At 67.9% G+C, this 19,967-nt stretch carries 19 protein-coding genes; 14 read left to right on the forward strand and 5 right to left on the reverse strand.

Going from position 1 to position 19,967, the window contains the following annotated elements:
• Positions 1 to 5 precede the first annotated feature (5 nt).
• Positions 6 to 746, forward strand: coding sequence for an acetoacetyl-CoA reductase (gene phbB / locus AC6CR5_RS26510; RefSeq protein ID WP_150101371.1), 741 nt, complete (start codon positions 6 to 8; stop codon positions 744 to 746).
• Positions 747 to 756: 10 nt separating this feature from the next.
• Here the strand turns inward: phbB and AC6CR5_RS26515 are convergent, their stop codons facing one another.
• Complete coding sequence (locus AC6CR5_RS26515; protein ID WP_020924782.1) at positions 757 to 1,521, reverse strand: SDR family oxidoreductase; 765 nt, start codon at positions 1,519 to 1,521, stop codon at positions 757 to 759.
• Positions 1,522 to 1,677: 156 nt separating this feature from the next.
• Here AC6CR5_RS26515 and AC6CR5_RS26520 point away from each other — a divergent pair, with 156 nt between their 5' ends.
• Positions 1,678 to 2,505, forward strand: coding sequence for a symmetrical bis(5'-nucleosyl)-tetraphosphatase (locus AC6CR5_RS26520; RefSeq protein WP_047992153.1), 828 nt, complete (start codon positions 1,678 to 1,680; stop codon positions 2,503 to 2,505).
• Here the strand turns inward: AC6CR5_RS26520 and AC6CR5_RS26525 are convergent.
• Complete coding sequence (locus tag AC6CR5_RS26525; RefSeq protein ID WP_173000863.1) at positions 2,466 to 2,867, reverse strand: response regulator; 402 nt, start codon at positions 2,865 to 2,867, stop codon at positions 2,466 to 2,468. The two genes, AC6CR5_RS26520 and AC6CR5_RS26525, sit on opposite strands and share 40 nt — an antisense overlap.
• A 432-nt stretch (positions 2,868 to 3,299) precedes the next feature.
• Between AC6CR5_RS26525 and galU the strand changes: the two genes are divergently transcribed.
• From galU to AC6CR5_RS26545, 4 genes are all read left to right on the forward strand, one after another.
• Positions 3,300 to 4,133, forward strand: a complete 834-nt coding sequence (galU, locus tag AC6CR5_RS26530; RefSeq protein ID WP_047992155.1) for a UTP--glucose-1-phosphate uridylyltransferase GalU — start codon at positions 3,300 to 3,302, stop codon at positions 4,131 to 4,133.
• Positions 4,134 to 4,232: 99 nt separating this feature from the next.
• Complete coding sequence (locus tag AC6CR5_RS26535; RefSeq protein WP_238920247.1) at positions 4,233 to 5,762, forward strand: PAS domain-containing hybrid sensor histidine kinase/response regulator family protein; 1,530 nt, start codon at positions 4,233 to 4,235, stop codon at positions 5,760 to 5,762.
• Between the two features lie 25 nt (positions 5,763 to 5,787).
• Positions 5,788 to 6,930 (forward strand): ATP-binding protein, encoded by a 1,143-nt coding sequence (locus AC6CR5_RS26540; RefSeq protein ID WP_327763910.1) that lies wholly within the window; start codon positions 5,788 to 5,790, stop codon positions 6,928 to 6,930.
• Between the two features lie 84 nt (positions 6,931 to 7,014).
• Positions 7,015 to 7,365, forward strand: a complete 351-nt coding sequence (locus AC6CR5_RS26545) for a hypothetical protein (protein ID WP_058665908.1) — start codon at positions 7,015 to 7,017, stop codon at positions 7,363 to 7,365.
• A 13-nt stretch (positions 7,366 to 7,378) separates the two neighbouring features.
• On the opposite strand, the gene norR is transcribed toward AC6CR5_RS26545, so the two are convergent.
• Positions 7,379 to 8,899, reverse strand: coding sequence for a nitric oxide reductase transcriptional regulator NorR (norR, locus tag AC6CR5_RS26550; protein WP_054445366.1), 1,521 nt, complete (start codon positions 8,897 to 8,899; stop codon positions 7,379 to 7,381).
• A 150-nt stretch (positions 8,900 to 9,049) separates the two neighbouring features.
• Between norR and ytfE the strand changes: the two genes are divergently transcribed.
• Positions 9,050 to 9,730: an iron-sulfur cluster repair protein YtfE gene (gene ytfE / locus AC6CR5_RS26555; protein ID WP_006389173.1), complete on the forward strand. Its 681-nt coding sequence runs from the start codon at positions 9,050 to 9,052 to the stop codon at positions 9,728 to 9,730.
• 97 nt (positions 9,731 to 9,827) lie between these two features.
• Here ytfE and AC6CR5_RS26560 read toward each other — a convergent pair whose 3' ends face one another.
• The gene (locus AC6CR5_RS26560) at positions 9,828 to 10,136 is read right to left on the reverse strand and encodes a DUF1272 domain-containing protein (protein ID WP_006389174.1); all 309 of its coding nucleotides are present in this window, start codon (positions 10,134 to 10,136) and stop codon (positions 9,828 to 9,830) included.
• 163 nt (positions 10,137 to 10,299) lie between these two features.
• On the opposite strand from AC6CR5_RS26560, the gene AC6CR5_RS26565 reads away from it, so the two are divergent.
• Positions 10,300 to 11,211 (forward strand): DUF808 domain-containing protein, encoded by a 912-nt coding sequence (locus AC6CR5_RS26565; RefSeq protein ID WP_026384228.1) that lies wholly within the window; start codon positions 10,300 to 10,302, stop codon positions 11,209 to 11,211.
• A 91-nt stretch (positions 11,212 to 11,302) separates the two neighbouring features.
• Here the strand turns inward: AC6CR5_RS26565 and AC6CR5_RS26570 are convergent, their stop codons facing one another.
• Positions 11,303 to 13,459 carry a TonB-dependent receptor family protein gene (locus AC6CR5_RS26570; RefSeq protein ID WP_200220934.1) on the reverse strand — a complete coding sequence of 719 codons (2,157 nt, stop codon included), beginning with the start codon at positions 13,457 to 13,459 and terminating at the stop codon, positions 11,303 to 11,305.
• A 296-nt stretch (positions 13,460 to 13,755) separates the two neighbouring features.
• Here AC6CR5_RS26570 and AC6CR5_RS26575 point away from each other — a divergent pair, with 296 nt between their 5' ends.
• The 6 genes from AC6CR5_RS26575 to AC6CR5_RS26600 all read left to right on the forward strand — a co-directional run bounded on the left by AC6CR5_RS26575 (position 13,756) and on the right by AC6CR5_RS26600 (position 19,833).
• Entirely contained in the window at positions 13,756 to 14,181 is a 426-nt protein-coding gene (locus AC6CR5_RS26575) for an Lrp/AsnC family transcriptional regulator (RefSeq protein ID WP_006389177.1), read from the forward strand.
• Between the two features lie 601 nt (positions 14,182 to 14,782).
• The gene (locus AC6CR5_RS26580) at positions 14,783 to 15,646 is read left to right on the forward strand and encodes an alpha/beta hydrolase family protein (protein WP_026382620.1); all 864 of its coding nucleotides are present in this window, start codon (positions 14,783 to 14,785) and stop codon (positions 15,644 to 15,646) included.
• Positions 15,647 to 15,707: 61 nt separating this feature from the next.
• Entirely contained in the window at positions 15,708 to 16,652 is a 945-nt protein-coding gene (locus tag AC6CR5_RS26585) for an ABC transporter permease (RefSeq protein ID WP_006389179.1), read from the forward strand.
• Positions 16,649 to 17,470: an ABC transporter permease gene (locus AC6CR5_RS26590; RefSeq protein WP_498085071.1), complete on the forward strand. Its 822-nt coding sequence runs from the start codon at positions 16,649 to 16,651 to the stop codon at positions 17,468 to 17,470. Before AC6CR5_RS26585 ends, AC6CR5_RS26590 begins: the two co-directional genes overlap by 4 nt.
• Positions 17,467 to 19,122 carry an ABC transporter ATP-binding protein gene (locus tag AC6CR5_RS26595; protein ID WP_047992163.1) on the forward strand — a complete coding sequence of 552 codons (1,656 nt, stop codon included), beginning with the start codon at positions 17,467 to 17,469 and terminating at the stop codon, positions 19,120 to 19,122. Before AC6CR5_RS26590 ends, AC6CR5_RS26595 begins: the two co-directional genes overlap by 4 nt.
• 90 nt (positions 19,123 to 19,212) lie before the next feature.
• Complete coding sequence (locus AC6CR5_RS26600; RefSeq protein ID WP_006389182.1) at positions 19,213 to 19,833, forward strand: GntR family transcriptional regulator; 621 nt, start codon at positions 19,213 to 19,215, stop codon at positions 19,831 to 19,833.
• The last annotated feature ends 134 nt before the right edge of the window (positions 19,834 to 19,967 follow it).

The following is a 19,967-nucleotide window of genomic DNA, read 5'->3' on the forward strand; positions in this document are numbered from 1 at the left end:
CGTTCATGGCTTTGCGCATTGCTTACGTCACCAGCGGGATGGGCCACACGGGCACCGCGATCTGCCAGGCGCTGCACCGCGCCGGTCACCGCGTCATCGCCGGCTGCGGGCCGCGCTCGTCGCGCAAGGATCACTGGCTGAAGGAACAGAAGTCGCTGGGCTACGACTTCATCGCTTCGGAAGGCGACGCCACCGACTGGGCCTCGACCGAGGCGGCCTTCGCCAAGGTGCGGCGCGAGGTCGGCGAGATCGACGTGCTGGTCAACAACGCCGGCGCCATGCTCGACATGCGCTTTCGCCAGATGAGCCACGCCGACTGGTCGGCGGTGCTGCGCAGCAACCTGGACACGCTGTTCAACAGCACCAAGCAGGTGGTCGACGGCATGGCCGAGCGCGGCTGGGGCCGCATCATCAACATCGGCTCGGTCGCCGCCGAAAAGGGCCAGATCGGCCAGATCAACTACGCCACCGCCAAGGGCGCCGTCATCGGCTTCACTCGCTCGCTGGCGCAGGAAGTGGCGGCGCGCGGCGTCACCGTCAACCTGGTGTCGCCGGGCTTCATCGCCGACGACACCGTCAAGGCGTTCCCGCCGGCGTTGCTGGACCGCATCATCGAAAGCGTGCCGGTGGGGCGCCTGGGCACCGCCCAGGACCTGGCTGGGCTGTGCGCCTGGCTGGCTTCGGACGAGGCGGCGTTCGTGACGGGCGCCAACTATGCGATCAACGGTGGCGTCTACATGAGCTGAACGGGCGCCATCACCCCCGATTGATCGATACCCCGCCATCCACCAGCAATGCCGTGCCGGTGGTGAAGCTGGACGCGTCCGACGCCAGGTACAGGGCGGAGCGGGCGATCTCGGCGGGGCTGGCCAGGCGCTTGAGCGCGTGCAGGCTCTCAATGTAGCGGCGCGCCTCGGGCGAGTCCATCGAGGCGCGGCCCATCGGCGTGTCGGTGCCGCCTGGCAGCAGGGCGTTGGCGCGGATGCCCTGGGCGCCATATTCGGCGGCGATCGCCTGGGTCAGGCCGATCAGGCCGGCCTTGCTGGCGGCATAGGCGCCCATGCCGGGAAAGCCCGCCGTGTGGCCGACGAAGGTGGACGTGAAAACCAGCGAGCCGCCGCCCCGCCGCAGCATCGCCGGGATCTGGTGGCGGGCGCCGAGGAAGGCGCTGCTCAGGTTGGTGTCCAGGATCTGGCGCCATGCGTCGGGCGGAACCTGGTGCAGGGGCAGGGCGCCGCCGGTCATGCCGGCGTTGTTGAAGGCGATGTCCAGTCCGCCGAAGCGGCGCTCGGCGAGGGTGACGGCGGCCTCGGCGACGGCCTCGTCGCGCACATCGCCGGCCAGCGGCACGGCGTGGCCGCCATCGGCTTCGATGGCCGCGACCAGGTGTTCCAGTTCGGCCTGGCGCCGCGCCACCACCACGAGGCTGGCGCCCTCGCGGGCGAACAGCTTTGCCGCTTCGTAGCCGATGCCCGAGCTGGCGCCGGTGATGATGGCGACTTTGCCGGTCAGTTGATGCATGGTGAATCCTTCTAGGTAAATGACCTGGCGACGATAGGCAAGCCGCAGCGAGCCGGCTATCCGGATCTTGCGATGGGGCCGGGCGCGCCAATTGCTGACATCGTCCCGACGTCCGCGCACGCCTGCGCGTGGCGCTGTGCAGAAGGACTGAACGCCATGGAATCGATCTGGGTGATCGGCGATGTGCATGGTTGCCGCGACTCCCTGGATGCCTTGCTGGCGCGTCCCGAGATCGCCGATGACCCGCGCTGCCGGTTCTGGTTCGTGGGCGACCTGGTCAACCGCGGGCCGGCGTCGGCCGCGACGTTGCGGCGGGTCAGGGCGCTGGGCGAGCGCGCCACCGTCGTGCTCGGCAATCACGACCTGCGGGCGCTGGCAGTCGCGGCGGGCTGCCTGCGGCCGGGCCGCCGCGATACGCTGGACGAGCTGCTGCGCGCGCGCGACGCCACGTCGCTGCTGGACTGGCTGCGCCGGCAGCCGTTGCTGCACGCCGAAGCCGGCCATCTGCTGGTGCACGCCGGCGTCTATCCGCGCTGGGATTGCGCCACGGCGATGGCGCGCGCGCGGGAGGTCGAGACGTTGCTGCGCCATCCGCGATGGCGCCAGCACCTGCCGCGGATCCGGGGGCCGTCGCCGCTGTCCTGGCGCGACACGATGTCGGGCGCGGCCAGGCTGAGGTTCATTGTCCGGGCGTTCACCCAGATGCGGCTCTGCCGCCCCGACGGCACATTGGCGCCGCACGCCAAGGCCGCGCCGGGACGCTGGCCATCCGGCATGCTGCCCTGGTTCGACGTCCCGGGCCGGCAGGCGGGGCCGGCTCCGGTCCTTTTCGGCCACTGGGCAACGCTGGGATTGCTGGTGCGGTCGGACGTGGTGTGCCTGGATACCGGGTGCGTATCCGGCGGCGTATTGACAGCCCTGCGCCTGGCTGACCGCAAGTTGCTTCAGGTGGGGCGCGAAGCGTTGTGGCCCGTGCCTGCATGAGCGTGGCCCCCGCGGCGATTCAGATAGTCCAGCAACTCGCCCGGATCGGCAGGCTTGGTGAAATAGCGGTCGAAGCCGGCGATGCGTCCGCGCTCGAGGTCTTGCGGGCTGCCGTAGCCGCTGAGCGCGACGATCACCAGGTCCGCGGCCCAGGGTTCGCGCCGCAGGCGTTGGCAAAGGGTGTAGCCGTCCAGTTCCGGCATGCTGATGTCGAGCAGGACGATGTCCGGCCGGTGCGCCTGCGCCAGGGCGAGGGCCGTGCGCCCTTCGAGCGCGGTATGGACCTGGTGGTGGTCAAGCCTGAGGATTTCCGCCAGGGTTTCGACGGCGTCCTGGTTGTCGTCTGCGAGCAGGATGGTCAAAGGCCGCGGGGGCGTCGGCGGGCCATTTTTTCCGGTCGCGGGCTGCGGGTTGTGCGATAGGGTGCCGGCCGTATCCTGTCTGGGCGTGCGGATAGTCACGGATGGAGTCCTCCTCAACCTGTTGCTGGCAGCTTAGTTGCTGTGGCCGAACGGATGCTTCACCTTTGTTTCACTAAATTTCATCCTATGCCGTCATCCCGTGGCCGGTGAGATGCCCGCAAACCAGTGCGTATGTACCGGCCGGCGGCAGAACGCGGCGTCACTCGCGGGTGTTTGGGCGCGCCGACGCCGACAGAGTAATGGACGCTTACATTTTCGGCGCCGCCAGGTGATCGGGACTTCCGGCGCGGCGCAGCTCTCGACCGGGCACGGCATTTGCTAATCGCTGCCACGGCTCCCGCTCCGGCGAGCCGCTCGACTGAGGTTCATACCATGCTTCCCATACGCAAAGCGGTTTTCCCTGTTGCTGGCCTCGGCACGCGCTTTCTGCCCGCGACCAAGGCCATGCCCAAAGAAATGCTGCCCATCGTCGACCGGCCGCTGATCCAATATGCCGTCGAGGAGGCGGTGGCCGCCGGCATTACGGAGCTGATCTTCGTGACCGGCCGCAACAAGCGCGCCATCGAAGACCATTTCGACCGCGTGCCGGAACTGGAGCGCGACCTTGAGCTGAAGAACAAGGCCGTGCTGCTCGACAGCGTGCGCAATGTCATTCCGGAAACCGTGAAGTGCGTCTATACCCGCCAGCCCGCCGCCCTGGGGCTGGGCCACGCCGTGCTGTGCGCCGCCTCGATCGTGGGCAATGAGCCGTTCGCCGTACTGCTGGCGGACGACATGATCGACGCCGAAACGCCCGTCATCGGCGAGATGATGAAGGTGGCGCGGGAGTTCGACGGCAGCGTGATCGCGGTGCAGAAGGTGCCGCCGGCCAACACCGATCAGTATGGGATCGTCTCCGGCACGCAGGCCTCGCACGGAGTGCTGCGCCTGACCGGCATCGTCGAGAAGCCGCGGCCAGAGGACGCGCCGACCGATCTGGGTGTGGTGGGACGCTACATCCTTGATCCCGCCATCTTCCCGGCGCTGCAGGCGACCCGGCCGGGTGTCGGCGGCGAGATCCAGCTGACCGACGCCATCGCGGCCCTGCTCGATGGGGGCCGCGTGTTTGGCTACCAGTACGACGGTCAACGCTACGACTGCGGCAGCAAGGAGGGCTTCTACCGCGCCACCATGGAGATGGGCCGGAAGTATCACGGCCTGGGATGAGCGGCCGGGGCGTGGGCTTGCGGCGGCGTCTGCCGCGCAAGGGGCATGTTTCTTGCTGGCGCGGCGGGATCGCACCAATTCGACTTTCGCGAGGCAGACATGGCCCCTCAAATTCCCTCCGACGAGCGCTACCGGCTGTTGGTGGACGCGGTGATGGACTATGCCATCTACCTCTTGGACGCCAACGGCCTGGTGAGCAGCTGGAATCCCGGGGCCGAGCGCTTCAAGGGCTACGCCGAGCACGAAATCCTGGGGCAGCACTTCTCCGTCTTCTACACCGAAGAGGATCGCGCCGCCGGCGCGCCCGAGCGCGCCCTGGAAACGGCATTGCGCGCTGGACGGTTCGAAACCGAAGGCTGGCGGGTGCGCAAGGATGGCAGCCGCTTCTGGTGCAGCGCGGTGATCGATCCGATCCACGACGGCCAGGGCCGCCTGGTGGGTTTTGCCAAGATCACCCGGGACATCACCGAACAAACGCTGCGCCGCGAGGAATCCCAGGCGGCGCGCGACGCCATGCACCAGGCCCAGCGAATGGAGGCCATCGGCCGCCTGACGGGCGGGGTGGCGCACGACTTCAATAATTTCCTGACCGCCATCCGGTTTTCCGCCGAGTTCATGAAGCGGTCCCCGGACCTGCCGGCCTCGGCCACGCGTTACCTGGGAATCATCATCGATACGACCGAGCGCGCCGCGCAGCTGACCCGCAAGCTGCTGGCGTATGCCAGGAAGCAGCCGCTGCAGCCGCATGTGTTCGATGTGCGCGAAACCCTGGCGTCGTTGCGCCAGTTGTTCGAAGCGTCGCTGGGGTCGAGCATCGCCCTGAGCTATGAACTCGAACCGGGCAGTTGCACGATTTCCGCGGACCCGGGCCAGCTGGAATCGGCCTTGCTCAATCTCGTGATCAATGCGCGCGATGCGATGCCCGCGGGCGGGCAGCTGACGATATCGGTGCGGCACGTCGATGGCAGGCCCGCCGCGAACGGCGCTCCCGGCCAACCCGGGCCGCAGGTGGCGCTATCGGTACAGGACACCGGGGTCGGCATTGCCGACGATGTGGTGGCGCATGTCTTCGAGCCGTTCTTTTCCACCAAGAGCAAGCACCAGAATTCGGGCTTGGGGCTGAGCCAGGTCCAGGGCTTCGTGCGGCAATCGGGCGGCGATGTCGCGGTCCGCAGTAAAGTCGGGCAGGGCACGACGTTCACGCTGTACCTGCCCGCCGCGACGCCGGCCAGCGCGGTGGCCGGGCCTGTCGATGCGGACGTCGCCGCCCGGGTCACGACGCGCAAGGCCGTCCTGCTGGTCGAGGACAACCGCATGGTCGGCGAGGTTGTGTCGACCTTGCTGACCGATCTGGGCCAGGACCTGACCTGGGCCACCGATGCCGAGAGCGCGTTGCGCATGTTGCAAGAGAAGCAGGGGCGTTTCGATATCGCCATCCTCGACATCGTGTTGCCTGGCATGGACGGGGTGCAGTTGGCTGAAATGATCAAGACGCAATGGCCGGCGATACGGGTGGTGCTGGCAACCGGTTACAGTGAAGCGTTGGCGGGGCGCGATGCCGGGGCGCTGGAGGTCATGCAGAAGCCTTATTCGATCGAAGCCCTGACGCGGCTGTTGGCCGCGCATTAGTGCGTCCGGCGCGCACGCTTCATCCATGGAGACCGATATGGACCTGGCGGATTTCATCGAAGCCAATCTGGAAGCCCTGATCGACGACTGGGTGGAATATGCCATGGTGCTGAACCAGGGCAAGCACCGGCTTACGGCCGTCGAGCTGCGCAATTCAGGCGCCGAGCTGTTGACCAGGGTGGCCGCCAACATGCGCCAGGCGCAGACTCCCCTGCAGCAGCGGCAAAAATCGCATGGCGCCAAGCGCGAGCAGGACAGCGCCTTTGACACCGTTTCCATGTTGCACGCCGACGACCGCCTGTCACAGGGGTTCGGCATCAATGAAGTGCTGGCGGAATACCGGGCGCTGCGCGCCAGCGTGTTGCGCCGGTGGGAACACAGCGCGCCCGCCGGCCCGCAGGCCTTTCAGGAAATGATCCGCTTCAATGAGGCGATCGACCAGGGCTTGACCGAGTCGGTCCGCCAGTTTTCCGACCGCACCGAGCGCATCCGCGACCTGTTCGCCGGCGTGCTGGCGCATGACCTGCGATCGCCGCTGGGCGTGTTGCTCAATTCCGCGGAGATCCTGTCGCGCGACCGCAATCTCTCGCCGGCCAGTATCCGTGCCACTTCGTACGTGCAGCGCAGCGCGGTGCGCATGAAGTGGATGATCGATGACCTGCTGGTGTTCGCGCGGACGCGGCTGGGCAGTGTGTTGCCGGTGGCGCTTTCCGAGCAGGACCTGGCGCGGATATGCCGCCAGGCGGCTGAGGAGATCGGCGCGCTCTACCCGGAGGCCGTGATCCGCGTCGAGTGCCCGGAGAACCTGATTGTCCGCTGCGATCCCGGACGTATCGGCCAACTGTTGTTCAATCTGCTGTCCAATGCCGCTCGCTATGGCGCGGGCGAGATCGAGTTGATGGCAATGGCCGAGCCGGCCGGTTGGGTGTGGCTGGAAGTGGCGAACGACGGCCCGCCGATTCCGCGACGCGCCCTGCCCACGCTGTTCGACCCGCTGACGCGGGCCAGCAGCGCCACGGGCAGGACTGGCATGGCGGCGGGAATCGGCCTGGGCCTGTATATATGCCGGTGCATCGCCACGGCCCATCAAGGCGTCATCGACGTCAGGTCGGGCGAGGATCGCACTGTCTTCACGCTGCGGATGCCAGTCGCGCCCCAGGCCTCCTGACGCGCCGGCCCGGCCCGCGCATGCGGCCATGCCGCGCCGTGCCAAAATCGGCGTTTCCCATTCCCTCCCGATCCGAGGAATACCATGCCGAACCGCTCCTGCCGCGCCCTGGGCGCCGGTGCCATGGCCTTGGCCCTGCTGGCTGGCTGCAACAAAAAGACGGAGTACCCGCCCGAGGTGCAACGCACCACCTACAACTCCTGCATGCAGGGCTTCAAGGCCAAGGCGCCGGCCGCCGCGCGCGACGTCGACGCCAAGGCCAAGGACTATTGCCAATGCGTGCTGGACGGACTGCAGGCGAAAGTGCCATTGGAGGATTTCCTGCGTTATGACCAGTTGCTGGCTTCGGGGGCGGCCCATGCCGAGGCCGAGTTGCGCGGCGGACCGGTGATGACGGTGGTGAACGCCTGCCTGGAGCGCATGCCGCGCTCCTAGCTGGCTAGCAGGCTCAGTCCTTCAGGCCGAGACGGCGCGCCAGCTTGTGCAGGTTGCTGGAATCGATGTCGAGCGCCCGCGCGGCGCCGGCCCAACTGCCCTGGTGCGCGTCCAGCGCGCGCCGGATCGCCTGGCGCTGGCAGGCGTCGACCGCGGCCCGCAGGGTCTGGGCGGCGCCGGCCGGCAAGGCGGGCGCTTCGGGCGGGGGCACGGGCATGGCGACATCGTCCAGGTCCAGCAGGCCGGGGCCCAGCGTGACGATTTCGTTGCGATGGGCGCCGTGGCTCACGGCCTTGATGGCGGCGCGGCTGATGACATGTTCCAGTTCGCGCACGTTGCCGGGCCAGCGGTAGCGGCTGAGCATCTCCTCGGCCTCGGGCGACAGGCGCAGGCTGCGCAGCCCCAGCCGCGCGCGGTTCAGTTCCAGGTAGCGGCCGGCCAGCAGCAGCACGTCGCGGCCGCGCTCGCGCAGCGGCGGGATCGGCACCGGATAGACCGAGAGCCGGTGATACAGGTCGGCGCGGAAATCACCCTGGCGCACGCGATCGCGCAGGTCGCGGTTGGTGGCCGCGACGATGCGCACGTCGACCGTGCGCGGGCGGTCGTCGCCCAGCCGCTGGATTTCGCCGTTCTGCAGAGTGCGCAGCAGCTTGGCCTGCACCGCCAGCGGCAATTCGCCGACCTCGTCCAGGAACAGCGTGCCGCCGTTGGCGGCTTCAAAACGGCCCGGCCGCTCGGTCAGCGCTCCCGAGAATGCGCCCTTGGCATGGCCGAACAGTTCGCTTTCGGCCAGCGATTCGGGCAGGGCGGCACAGTTCACGTGCACCAGCGGCTTGCCGCGGCGGCGCGATTGGCGATGCACGCGATGCGCGAACAACTCCTTGCCGACGCCGGTTTCGCCCAGCAGCAGGATGGGCAGTTCGGAGTCCGCCACCACCTCGATCTCGTGCAGCAGGCGGGCGATGGCCTCGCTCTGCCCGAGGATCTCGCTGTCATCGGCCAGCGCGCTGTCGGCCGGCAGCGCGCCGCGGGCCACGCGCAGCGCGCGGGTTTCGGCCTCCAGGCGCGTCACGCGCAGGGCGGCCTCGACCAGCACGATCATGTCGCGCAGATCCGATTGCGCCTCGGCGTCGAAGGTGCCGACCTCCAGCGCGTCCAGCGTCAGTACGCCCCAGGGCTGGCCTTCGATATGCAGGCTGGTGCCCATGCAGTCGTGCACCGGCAGCGGTTCGCCGGCCATGCCGTTGATCAGCCCGTCGTAGGGATCGGGCAGGGTGCTGTCGTGATGGAAACAGGTGACGCCGCGGCGCGCCAGGATGGCGGCCAGCCGCGGGTGCTGCTGGACCGCGAAGCGGCGGCCCAGCGCATCCTGGGTCAGGCCATCGACGGCGACCGGCCGCAGGTGGTCGGCCTCCAGTTGCAACAGGGCGACCGCGCCACAGCGGAAATGGGCGCGCAGGCCGGCCGTCAGCCGCTGCAGGCGGACGGCGGCCGGCAGGTCCACGACCAAGTCGGTAAGCAACAGGTTCTGCATGGGTCAATCGTACCCTTGGGGGTGATAAATACCGCAAGCGCGCCGGGTGGTTTTTACCCTTTAATTTTCAAATCATTGATTTGGCGCAAGTTTTTCCTGGCACGGATCTCGCTACTGATCAGGCACCCTCATGAAGCATGGAGAAACGCGATGAGCATGGTTGAACAGTCCCTGGGCCAGCTGGCCCGCAGCATTCCCGGCGCCACCCAGGTGTTTCACGAATATCAATTGGATTTTTGCTGTGGCGGCAAGAAAAGCCTGGCCGAGGCCGCGGCGCAACGGTCACTGGATGCGAGCCAGATCGAGGCGCGGCTGTTGGCGCTGGCCGGCGCGGCCTCGGACGAGCGCGACTGGAGCCAGGCAAGCCCGGCCGACCTGATCGATCACATCCTGGCGCGCTATCACGAGGTGCACCGGCAGCAGTTGCCCGAATTGATCCGGCTGGCGATGAAGGTGGAACAGGTGCATGCGGACAGTCCCGACTGCCCCACCGGACTGGCCGATCACCTGCGCGATATGCACCAGGAACTGGAAAGCCACATGCAGAAGGAGGAACAGGTGCTGTTCCCGATGCTGGCGCGCGGCCATGGCGCCATGGCGGTCATGCCCATCACCATGATGCGCATGGAGCATGATGACCACGGCGTGGCGCTGGAGCGCCTGATGGCCCTGACGCATGACCTGACGCTGCCACGCGCCGCCTGCAACACCTGGCGCGCGCTGTACCTGGGCATCGGCACGTTCAAGCAGGACCTGATGGCCCACATCCACCTGGAAAACAACATCCTGTTCGAGAACGCCGAGGCCGAGGCGGTCCGCCCGCGCGGCTAGTCGGCGCCGCCAGCACGGCCGGCGCGCGGACACATGCGCGCCGGCTCCCTGGCCCGCCGTGGCGGCGACGGATGCGCGGCGCGTGGGCCCGGCGGTTTCAGCGGTCCTGTGGCGGGATGCCGCGCAGCGCCTGCCGCAGCGCGGCGTGGGCGGCCAGGTCGGCCGGCCGGTGCTTGCGCTCGGCCGCCGCCGGATACCTGCCCAGGAAATTGCCATTGCGCCGGTCGGTGGCGGGGCGCACAGGCCGCGGCGCAAAGCCGCCGCCGCAATTCGGGCAGACGTTGCCGAGCACCTCGTCGGCGCAGCGCGCGCAGAAGGTGCATTCAAAGCTGCAGATGCGGGCCTCGGTCGAGGCCGGCGGCAGGTCGGCGTCACAATGTTCACAGCTGGGGCGCAATTCGAGCATGGCGGTCCTTTCCGAACGGTCGGTCCGCCAGCATACCCGCGCCCCGGCGGCGAGCCCATCGCGCGCACGGACAGGTAACGGGCGGAAACGGCCACGTCCGGCAGACCGCTCCCGGCGCGCGGACGCCTGTACACTCGGGCATCTCCACTTTGCGGAATCCGCCATGGCAGGCAGCAGCTTCTTCGCATTGTTCGACGACATCGCCACCATCCTGGACGACGTCTCCGTCATGACCAAGGTGGCGGCCAAGAAAACCGCCGGGGTGCTGGGCGACGACCTGGCGCTGAATGCGCAGCAGGTCTCGGGCGTGCCGGTCAATCGCGAACTGCCGGTGGTGTGGGCGGTGGCGAAGGGCTCGCTCATCAACAAGCTCATCCTGGTGCCGTCGGCGCTGGTGATCAGCGCCTTCGCGTCCTGGGCGGTGACGCCGCTGCTGATGGCCGGCGGCCTGTTCCTGTGCTTCGAAGGCGTCGAGAAGCTGGCCCACAAGTTCCTGCCGCACGGCGAGACCGCCGAGGGCAATCACGCCGCCCGCGCCGAGGCCCTGCAGAACGCCGCGGTGGACATGGTGGCGTTCGAGCGCGACAAGATCAAGGGCGCGGTGCGCACCGACTTCATCCTGTCGGCGGAGATCATCGCCATCACCCTGGGGGCGGTGGCCGGCGCCGATCTGCTGCGCCAGACGGTGGTGCTGGCCGGCATCGCCCTGGTCATGACGGTGGGGGTCTACGGCCTGGTGGCGGGCATCGTCAAGCTCGACGACCTGGGCCTGTACCTGAGCGCCCGCCGCGCCGCGCTGGCCGCCTGGTTCGGCAAGCGCATCGTGGCGGCCGCGCCCTACCTGATGAAGACCTTGTCGGTGGTGGGCACCGCCGCCATGTTCATGGTCGGCGGCGGCATCCTGACGCACGGCATCGCGCCGCTGGGCGCGGCCATCGAACACGTCGCGGCGGCCAGCGGCGGCGGCTTGCTGCCGCCCTTGGTGTCGACCTTGCTCAGCGCCCTGTTCGGCATCGTCGCGGGGGCGGTGACGCTGGGCGTGGTCGCTGGCGTCAAGCGCCTGTTGGGCAAATAGCGGCGCCGAGATCCCGCGATGAACGCGCGGGTTCAGCCCGCCGTGCCGCCGGCGCGTGCGCCGAAGCGGCGCCGCACGCGCCGGCGCCCGATCAATACGCCAGCGACGCCTGCAGGTACACCGTGCGCGGCATGCCCACGTACTTGCCCGCGTTGTTGTCGGTGGAGCGCGTGAAGTAGCGCTTGTCGAACAGGTTCTTCACGCCCAGCGCGATGTTCAGGTTGTGCATCTGCTTGCCGAAGTCGTAGGCGGCGCGCACGTGCACCGTGCCGTAGCCCGGGATGTCGCCGTAGGCGCCGTTGGCGCTTTCCTCGGTCTGGTAGCGGGCGCCAGGGTCGGGCGCGCCGGGCGACCGCTGCTTGGACTGCAGGAAGGTGTCGACATTGAAGGTCCACTGGTTGCGCGTGTAGCGCGCGCCCAGCGAGGCCACGTTGCGCGAATAGAAGGGCAGGTCGCGGCCCTCGAACACGCCGGCTTTGTAGGTGGCCTGGGTGTAGGTATAGGTGCCGTACAGCGACAGGCCCGACAGCGCCGCCGACAGTTCGCCCAGGTCGTACGACAGCCCGGTTTCCAGGCCACGGTGGCGGGTGGCGCCCAGGTTGGTCCAGGCGTCCGAACCGCCGTTGGTGCCGCCGCGCAATTGCAGTTCGTCGTCGAAGTCGATGTTGAACAGCGTCAGTTCGCCCTTCCAGCCGCCGCCATTGAAATGCGTGCCCACTTCATAGGTGGTGGCCTTCTCCGGATGCAGGCCGTTGGTGGTCGAGGCGATCTGGAAGTACTGCAGCGGGCCGAATGACTGGCCGGCGTTGGCGAACACGCTCCATTGCTCGCTGACGTGATAGACCACCGACAGCGACGGCAGGGGTTCTTCGGACTTGATGCTGGTATGGGTCCTGGCCGCGGGATTGGACTTGTCGTTCAGGAACGAGTCGATGAATTCATAGCGCAGGCCCGGCGTGATGGTCCAGTTGCCCACGTTGATGGTGTCATCGATGTAGACCGCATGCGCCGTGGTGCCGCCGGTGCGGTACTGGTACTGCGGATTGGGCGCGTTGGGCGCGTCGAAGCCGCTGTCCGGCACGTAGAACGCGGTGCGCGAGGCGCGCTCGTCGCTGGCTTCCTTCAGGTAGCGGTAGCCCACGCTGATTTCCTGTGTCACGTCGGCGCCGCGGAACAGGCGCGAATAGCGCGGCTCGATCGCGAAGGTGTGATAGTTGCGCGGGTTGAACGTCAGGCGGCGCTTGCCGGCGTTGGCGCCGGTGCCCTCCGTTTCGATGCTGCTGCCGCGGAAGCTGTCGGTGTAGTACGTCAGCAGCTCGAACTTATTGATGCCGTCGTCGTGGTTGTAGCGGAACGAGGCGTCGGTGCGGCGGCCGGTGAAACTGTCATACGGCCGCGTCGACTGGAAGGGGTCCTCGGAATACTGCCTGGTGGTCAACCCGCCGGGCATGCCGGCGCGGCCTTCGTAGTGATGCAGCGCGGCCGACACGCTGTCGTCGGCGCCGATGCGATAGGTGCCCTTGAGCATCACGTCATCGATGTCCACGCGGTCGTTGCTTTCACGAAAGCCGTTGCCGTGCGTGCCTGAATACAGCAGGGCGCCGCCCAGGCCCCGCTCATTGGTGCCGCCGATGAACGCGCTGGGCGAGGTCTTCACACCGCCGTGGCTGTACATGTCGGTCTCGACCGTGGCGTCGGCGGTGAAGTCCCGCGGAATCGCGCGCGTCACGAAGTTGATGATGCCGCCCACGTTCTGCGGGCCATAGCGCACCGAGCCGGCGCCGCGCACCACGTCCACCGCCGACAGGTTGCCCAGCGACACGGGCGCCATCGACAACTGCGGCTGGCCATAGGGCGCCACCGCCAGCGGAATGCCGTCCATCAGAATGGTCGAGCGCGGCGACAGGCGCGAGGTCAGCCCGCGCACGCCCACGTTCAGCGACACATCGCTGCCGCCCGTGCCATTGCTTTCCTGCACCTGCACGCCCGGCACGCGGCGCAAGACGTCGCGCACATTGGTCGCGCCGGTATCCTGGAACGACGAACGCTCGATGATCGTGCGCGCGCCGCCGTGTTCAAGCACCTTTTCTTCATTGGGGTTGTCCAGCCAGTCGCCCACGACGCTGATCGCGCCCAGGGTGTTGTCGGCGGGCGCGGCGTCTGCCGCGGTCTGCGCCTGGCTGTGGGCGGCCAGCGTCAGCATGGCCAGCGCGAGCGCCAGGCGTCGCGGGGGAAAAGGAATCGGCATCGGAAGTCCAGGAAGCGGGGAAGGGCGCTCGTCATTAATACGAGCGTCAATCACATTGAGAATCTTTACGAGTCCGGCACGGACGTCAGCCAAGGTGGATGCATGAGCCGAGTAGGGCGCTGTCGGACCGGCCCGAAATATATCAAAAATTGGCGCCAATCCAAACGGGGTAAATTGGGGCCGTGGCAAAAACACGCCATGGCCCGCCAGGCCCGCGTGCCGGACAGCGCGCGCCAGCGCCGCATCGAATCCGTATAAGATGTGAAATTGGCGCCAATTTTCAGGCTGGAACAATCATGGACACACTCGATCAGCAATTGCTGGGTCTGTTGCGCGCCGACGCTCGCGCAACCGTCGCGACCCTGGCCAAGAAGCTCGACGTATCAAGGGGCACCGTCAACAACCGCATCGCCCGCATGGAAGACGAGGGCATCATCGTGGGCTACACCGTCCGGCTGCGCCCCGAATCCCAACCCGACCAGATCGGCGCCTGGATGAACATCGCCGTCGACGGCAACGAAACCCGCCGCGTCGTCAGCATCCTCCTGGGCGATCCCGCCGTCGTCGCCCTGCACGACACCAACGGCCGCTGGGACCTGCTGGCCGAGCTACGCGTCGCCAACATCGAGGAAATGTCCCGCGTCCTGGATCGCGTCCGCCTCATCAAGGCCATCTCCGCTACGGAAACCAGCATCCACCTGAAAAGCTACAAGCTCGATTGAGCCCCGCCGCCCCTCTTTGCGACCGTCCCTCCCAGAGCGCAAAATCGCCGCTCTTGTCTGTGCCCTTCCTGTTGACGACGCCTACGTCATCTCCGCAAACCCGGACGTCGACGCCGCACCACTGAACGCCCAAAAAGGCCGCCCGCGCGGCCGCCTTGGGCGACCCCGCAAGATCTTCCATCGAACAAACCAGCGTCGCCGCGAAGCCCAAGCACGCAAGACTCCCCAGCGGCGCTTCGCTTGACACTGACGCAGCGTGGTGGCCGGGCCGGGCGGAGGGCGGGGCGTGTAGATGCGCCCGAGGGAATCTGAAGGAGCAGCCGAAGGCTGCGACGAAGATGACGAAGGGGCAGTCCGGAGCGAAGGCTCCGGACCGCAATCGTAGCCCCGCCCTGCGCCCGGCCCGGCCACCACGCGTCAAAAGAACCACAGCCCGAGCCGCCCGACCCATCCCCCCGGGGCAACGTCACGAACCACCCGTTAGGGATTCCCCCCGCTTGCCCCCACCCACACCTGGTTCCTAAAATTGGCGCCAATTTAGTCAACCATCCCCGCCCGCAACACCCCCCCGGCACACCCCCGCCCGGGAATCGAGGAAACCATGCAGTCCACCGCAGCACCCGCCCTGGCCCCCGACGCCGCCCGCGCCCGCGCCATCTACGACCTCGGCCACAGCACCGTCTTCGCCTCGCGCACCGACCCGCGCTTCTCGTACTGCATGTACGTCCCCCCGCATATCGACCAGGCCAAGCACCCCATGGAGCTGGTCGTGATCATGCACGGCACCGGCCGCGCCTTCGTCGAATACCGCGACGCCTTCGCCGAATTCGCCCGCTGGAACGACTGCATCGTGCTGTGCCCGCTGTTTCCCGTCAGCCCGCTCGGCGACGGCAACCGCGACGGCTTCAAGCAACTGCGTGAGGGCGACATCCGCTACGACCACATCCTGCAAGGCATGGTCGCCGAAGTCGGCGAGAAATTCGGCCGCGACTTCACCCGCTTCGCCCTGTTCGGCTATTCGGGCGGCGGCCAGTTCGTCAACCGCTACGCCCTGCTGCATCCCGAAACCCTGTGGGCCGTGTCGATCGGCGCGCCCGGCTCGGTCACGCTGCTCGATCCCGCCCAGGACTGGTGGGTCGGCGTGCGCGACGCCGAGGCCCGCTTCGGCAAGGGCGTCGACATCGACGCCCTGCGCCAGGTCGCGGTGCACATGATCGTCGGCAAGGCCGACCTGGAGACCTGGGAGATCACCCACCGCGAAGGCGGCAAGTTCTTCATGCCCGGCGCCAACTCCGCTGGCGCCACCCGTCCCGAGCGCCTGGAATCGCTGCGCCGCTCGTTCGAGGCCGCCGGCGTCAAGGCCGTGCTGGACGTGGTCGACAACGTGCCGCACGACGGCCTGAAGTGCGTCGGCCAGGTGCAGGACTTCCTGGCCGCCGAACTGCGCAAGCTGCGCAATGAATAACGTCGACAACCAGACCGGCCGCCGGCGCGTCAGCGCCTGTCGGCCGCGATAGGAGAGGGCCATGTTGCGTTTCGCGCTATCCCGTATCGTCATGGCCATTCCGACACTGCTGATCGTGGCGGTGGCGGTGTTCGTCATGATCCGCCTGATTCCCGGCGACCCCGCGCAGCTGCTGCTGGGCGACCTGGCCACGCCGGCGGCCCTGGCCGACCTGCGCGCGCGGCTGGGCCTGGACCAGACCTGGCCGACCCAGTTCGGCATCTGGTTCGGCAACATGTTGCATGGCGACCTGGGTTCGTCCATCAACACCGGCCAACCCGTGCTGCCGCTGGTGTGGGACCGCTTCCTGATCAGCGGCCGCGTGGTGCTGGTTGCCGTGCTGTTCGCCGCCCTGGTGGCCGTGCCCGCCGGCATGATCGCCGCCTGGAAGCAGAACAAGGCGCCCGACCTGATTCTGGTCGGCGCCGCCACGCTGCTGGTGTCCATTCCCACCTTCTGGCTCGGGCTGCTGCTGCTGATCTTCTTTGGCTTGAAACTGCAATGGCTGCCGGTGGTGGGCTACGTGTCGATCGGCGAAGACTGGAAGGCCGGCCTGCTGTACCTGGCCATGCCGATCCTGACGCTGTTCCTGCACGAGATCGGCGTGCTGATGCGCATGGCGCGCGCCAGCACGCTGGAAGTGCTGCGCCTGGACTACATCACCCACGCCCGCGCCAAGGGCCTGTCGGAATCCGCGGTGCTGATGCGCCACGCCTTCCGCAACGCCTTCGGTCCCACCTGGACCCTGATCGGCCTGGTGCTGGGCAACCTGCTCGGCGGTATCGCCGTGGTCGAAACCGTATTCACCATTCCCGGCCTGGGCCGGCTGCTGGTGGATTCGATCTTCGCCCGCGACTATCCCGTGATCCAGGGCTGCCTGCTGTTCGTCGGCGTGATCTACGTGATCGTCAACCTGCTGATCGACCTCTGCTATCCCATCTTCGACCCGAGAGTGACCGCCGAATGAAAAAGCGAATTGCAGCTAACGCGCTGATAGGCGGCGTGATCGTGGCGGCGATGCTCGTCGCGGCCATCATGGGCGCCTTCTGGACGCCGCACGACCCGCTCAAGATCAACTTCGTGGCGCGGCTCAAGCCGCCCGGCGGCGACTTCCTGCTGGGCACCGACGAGTTCGGCCGCGACGAGCTGTCGCGCCTGCTGGCCGGCGCCTCCAGCAGCGTCTGGATCAGCCTGCTGACGGTGGGCTTCGCCATCATCGCCGGTACCATTATCGGCACCTTGACCGGCTTCGTGCGCGGCTGGACCGACCGCATCATCATGGCCTTCAACAACGCCCTGCTGGCCTTTCCCGGCCTGCTGCTGGCGCTGGGCCTGCTGGCCGTGGTCGGCGCCAACAAGTACGGCATCATCCTGGCGCTGGGCCTGGCCTATACGCCGTCGGTGACGCGCATCGTGCGCGGCACGGTGCTGTCGCTGCGCGAGAAGGAGTTCATCGAATCCTCGCGCGTGCTGGGCAACTCCGAGATCTACACCATGGTGCGCCACGTGCTGCCCAACTGCGTCGCGCCGTTGACGGTGCTGGCGACCTCGATGTTCGGCTGGGTGATCCTGGCGGAAAGCGCGCTGTCGTTCCTGGGCCTGGGCGTGCCGCCTCCGGCGCCCACCTGGGGCAACATGCTGGCCGCCGCCCGGCCGTTCATGGCGCAGGCGTCGTACCTTTCCATTCTTCCCGGCCTGGCCATCGCGCTCGCGCTGCTCGGGATCAACCTGCTGGGCGATGCGGTGCGTGACCGTCTCGATCCCCGCATGAGGGGCGTGCAATGAGCGCACTGGTAACCGTATCGAATCTGTCCCTGACCGTCGGCCGCGGCGGCCGCGAAATCGTCAGCGGCGTGTCCTTCGAGGTGGCGCCGGGCGAAATGGTCGGCATCGTCGGCGAGTCCGGCAGCGGCAAGACCCAGGCGGCGCGCGCCATCATGGGCCTGACGCCGCCGCCGCTGGTGGTGGCCGGCGGCTCGATCCGCTTCGAAGGCGTGGAAGTCACCCAGGCCCGCCCGGCCGCGCTGCGCAAGCTGCGCGGCGCGCGCATCGGCATGGTGTTCCAGGAACCCATGACCTCGCTCAACCCGTCCATGCCCATCGGGCGCCAGCTGGACGAGGGCCTCAAGCTGCATCGCCGCGACCTGTCGACCGCGCAGCGCCGTGAACGCATCCTGGAGATGCTGCGCCGCGTCGGCATCCGCGACCCGAAGGCCGCCGTCGAGGCCTGGCCGCACGAGTTCTCGGGCGGCATGCGCCAGCGCATGATGCTGGCCTCGGTGATGCTGCTCGAGCCGGCGCTGCTGATCGCCGACGAGCCCACCACCGCGCTCGACGCGGTGGTGCAGCGCGACGTGCTGGAACTGATGGTCGACCTGACGCGCGAGCACAACACAGCCGTGCTGATGATCAGCCACGACCTGCCGATGGTGGCGCGCTACACCGAGCGCATGGTGGTGATGCAGCACGGCAAGGTGCTGGAAACCGGCACCACCGCCGGCATCCTCGAACGGCCGCAACATCCCTACACCCGCAAGCTGCTGGACGCCATGCCGCGCCGCCTGCCGGCGCGCGCGCCGATCCAGGAAGCGCCCATTGTCGAGGTCCGGAACCTGGTGGTGGACTACGCCGGCCACCAGCGCCTGTTCTCGCGCACCGGCGCCAAGCGCGCGCTCAACGGCATCGACCTGCACGTCAAGCCGCGCGAAGTGGTGGCGGTGGTGGGCGGCTCGGGTTCCGGCAAGACCACGCTGGGCCGCGCCATCGCCGGCCTGCTGGCGCCGACATCAGGCCAGATCCTGTTCCGCGACCAGCCGGTCAGCCGCCGCTCGCCGGCCTGGCGCGACTACCGCCTGAACTGCCAGATGGTGTTCCAGGACCCATACTCGTCGCTCGACCCGCGCATGACCATCGGCCAACTGGTGGGCGAAGGCCTGCGTATGCTGGTCGACATGCCGGCGGCCGACAAGCGCCGTCGCGTCGACGAGGTGTTGGCCGAAGTCGGCCTGGGTTCGGAATACGCCAAGCGCTTTCCGCACGAACTGTCCGGCGGCCAGCGCCAGCGCGTGGCCATCGCCCGGGCGGTGGTGCGGCGGCCGTCCTTCGTGATTGCCGACGAGCCGGTGTCGGCGCTGGACGTGACGGTGCGGGCGCAGGTGCTGGACCTGTTCGCCGACCTGCAGGAACGCCACGGCTTTTCGTGCCTGTTCATCAGCCACGACCTGGGCGTGGTGGAGCAGGTGGCCGACCGGGTGGTGGTGATGCGCGACGGCGGCATCGTGGAACAAGGCTCGCGCGACACGGTGTTCGACCGGCCGCGCGAGGAATACACCCGCAGCCTGCTGTCGGCGATTCCGGCCCTGGAATCGACCGAAACCGGCGGCGTGCGCCTGCGCTGGCGCCTGGACCAGCCGGAGCCCTCGCGGGCCATGGCCTGACGGGACGGGGCCGCGCCGCGCGGGCTTACCGTTGCGGCGCGGACTTACGCATAAAATACGCGGTTTGGATTAGATTCACGGGAGTGGTCCATGCCGAAAGCGGCGGCGACACAGCCGGGCCTGGTTGACCGTATTGCCCTGGATATTCAATCGGGGGTATACGGCCCTGGCGCATGGCTGAAACAGATCGACCTGCAGGAACGCTACGGCGCCAAGCGCCTGGACGTGCGGCGGGCGCTTGACCAATTGACGGCCAAGCGGCTGATCGCGCACATCCCCAACCGGGGCTATCACGTCTATACGATGGACCCGGACCAGCACCTGCAGATCCGCGATATCCGGGTGCTGCTGGAAACTGGCGCGGCGGCGGACCTGATGCCGAATGTCACCGCCGCCAAGGTGCGCGCCCTGCGCGCGCTGGCCGAGCGCTTCGCCAAGCTGTTGCAGGACGGCACGCTGCTGGAACAGTACGAGGTCAACCTGGCCTTCCATGCCGGCATGTACGACATGTGTTCCAACCGTGAGCTGGCCGCCCTGATCCAGGAAACCCGGGCGCGCGGCCCGGCGGCGCCGGCCAAGGAATGGGTGACGCGGTCGCGCATCGAGATCTCGGCGCGCGAGCATTTCGACATGGTCGAGGCGCTGGAAGCGCGCGACGTCAAACGTCTGCAGAAAATCATCGCCCAGCACGTCGGCCAGGACATTTCCTGACCCGACAGCGCCCGGCACGCGCGGCGGCCTTCCTGCAAAGGAGGCCGCCGCGCTCGTTTTCGGGGCGCTTTCAGGGATACCCCGGATACCGCGACCGGCGCAAGCCTTCATAATGGGCAGCTATTTTGGCGCCA

The organism is Achromobacter sp. EG18, assembly GCF_059759395.1.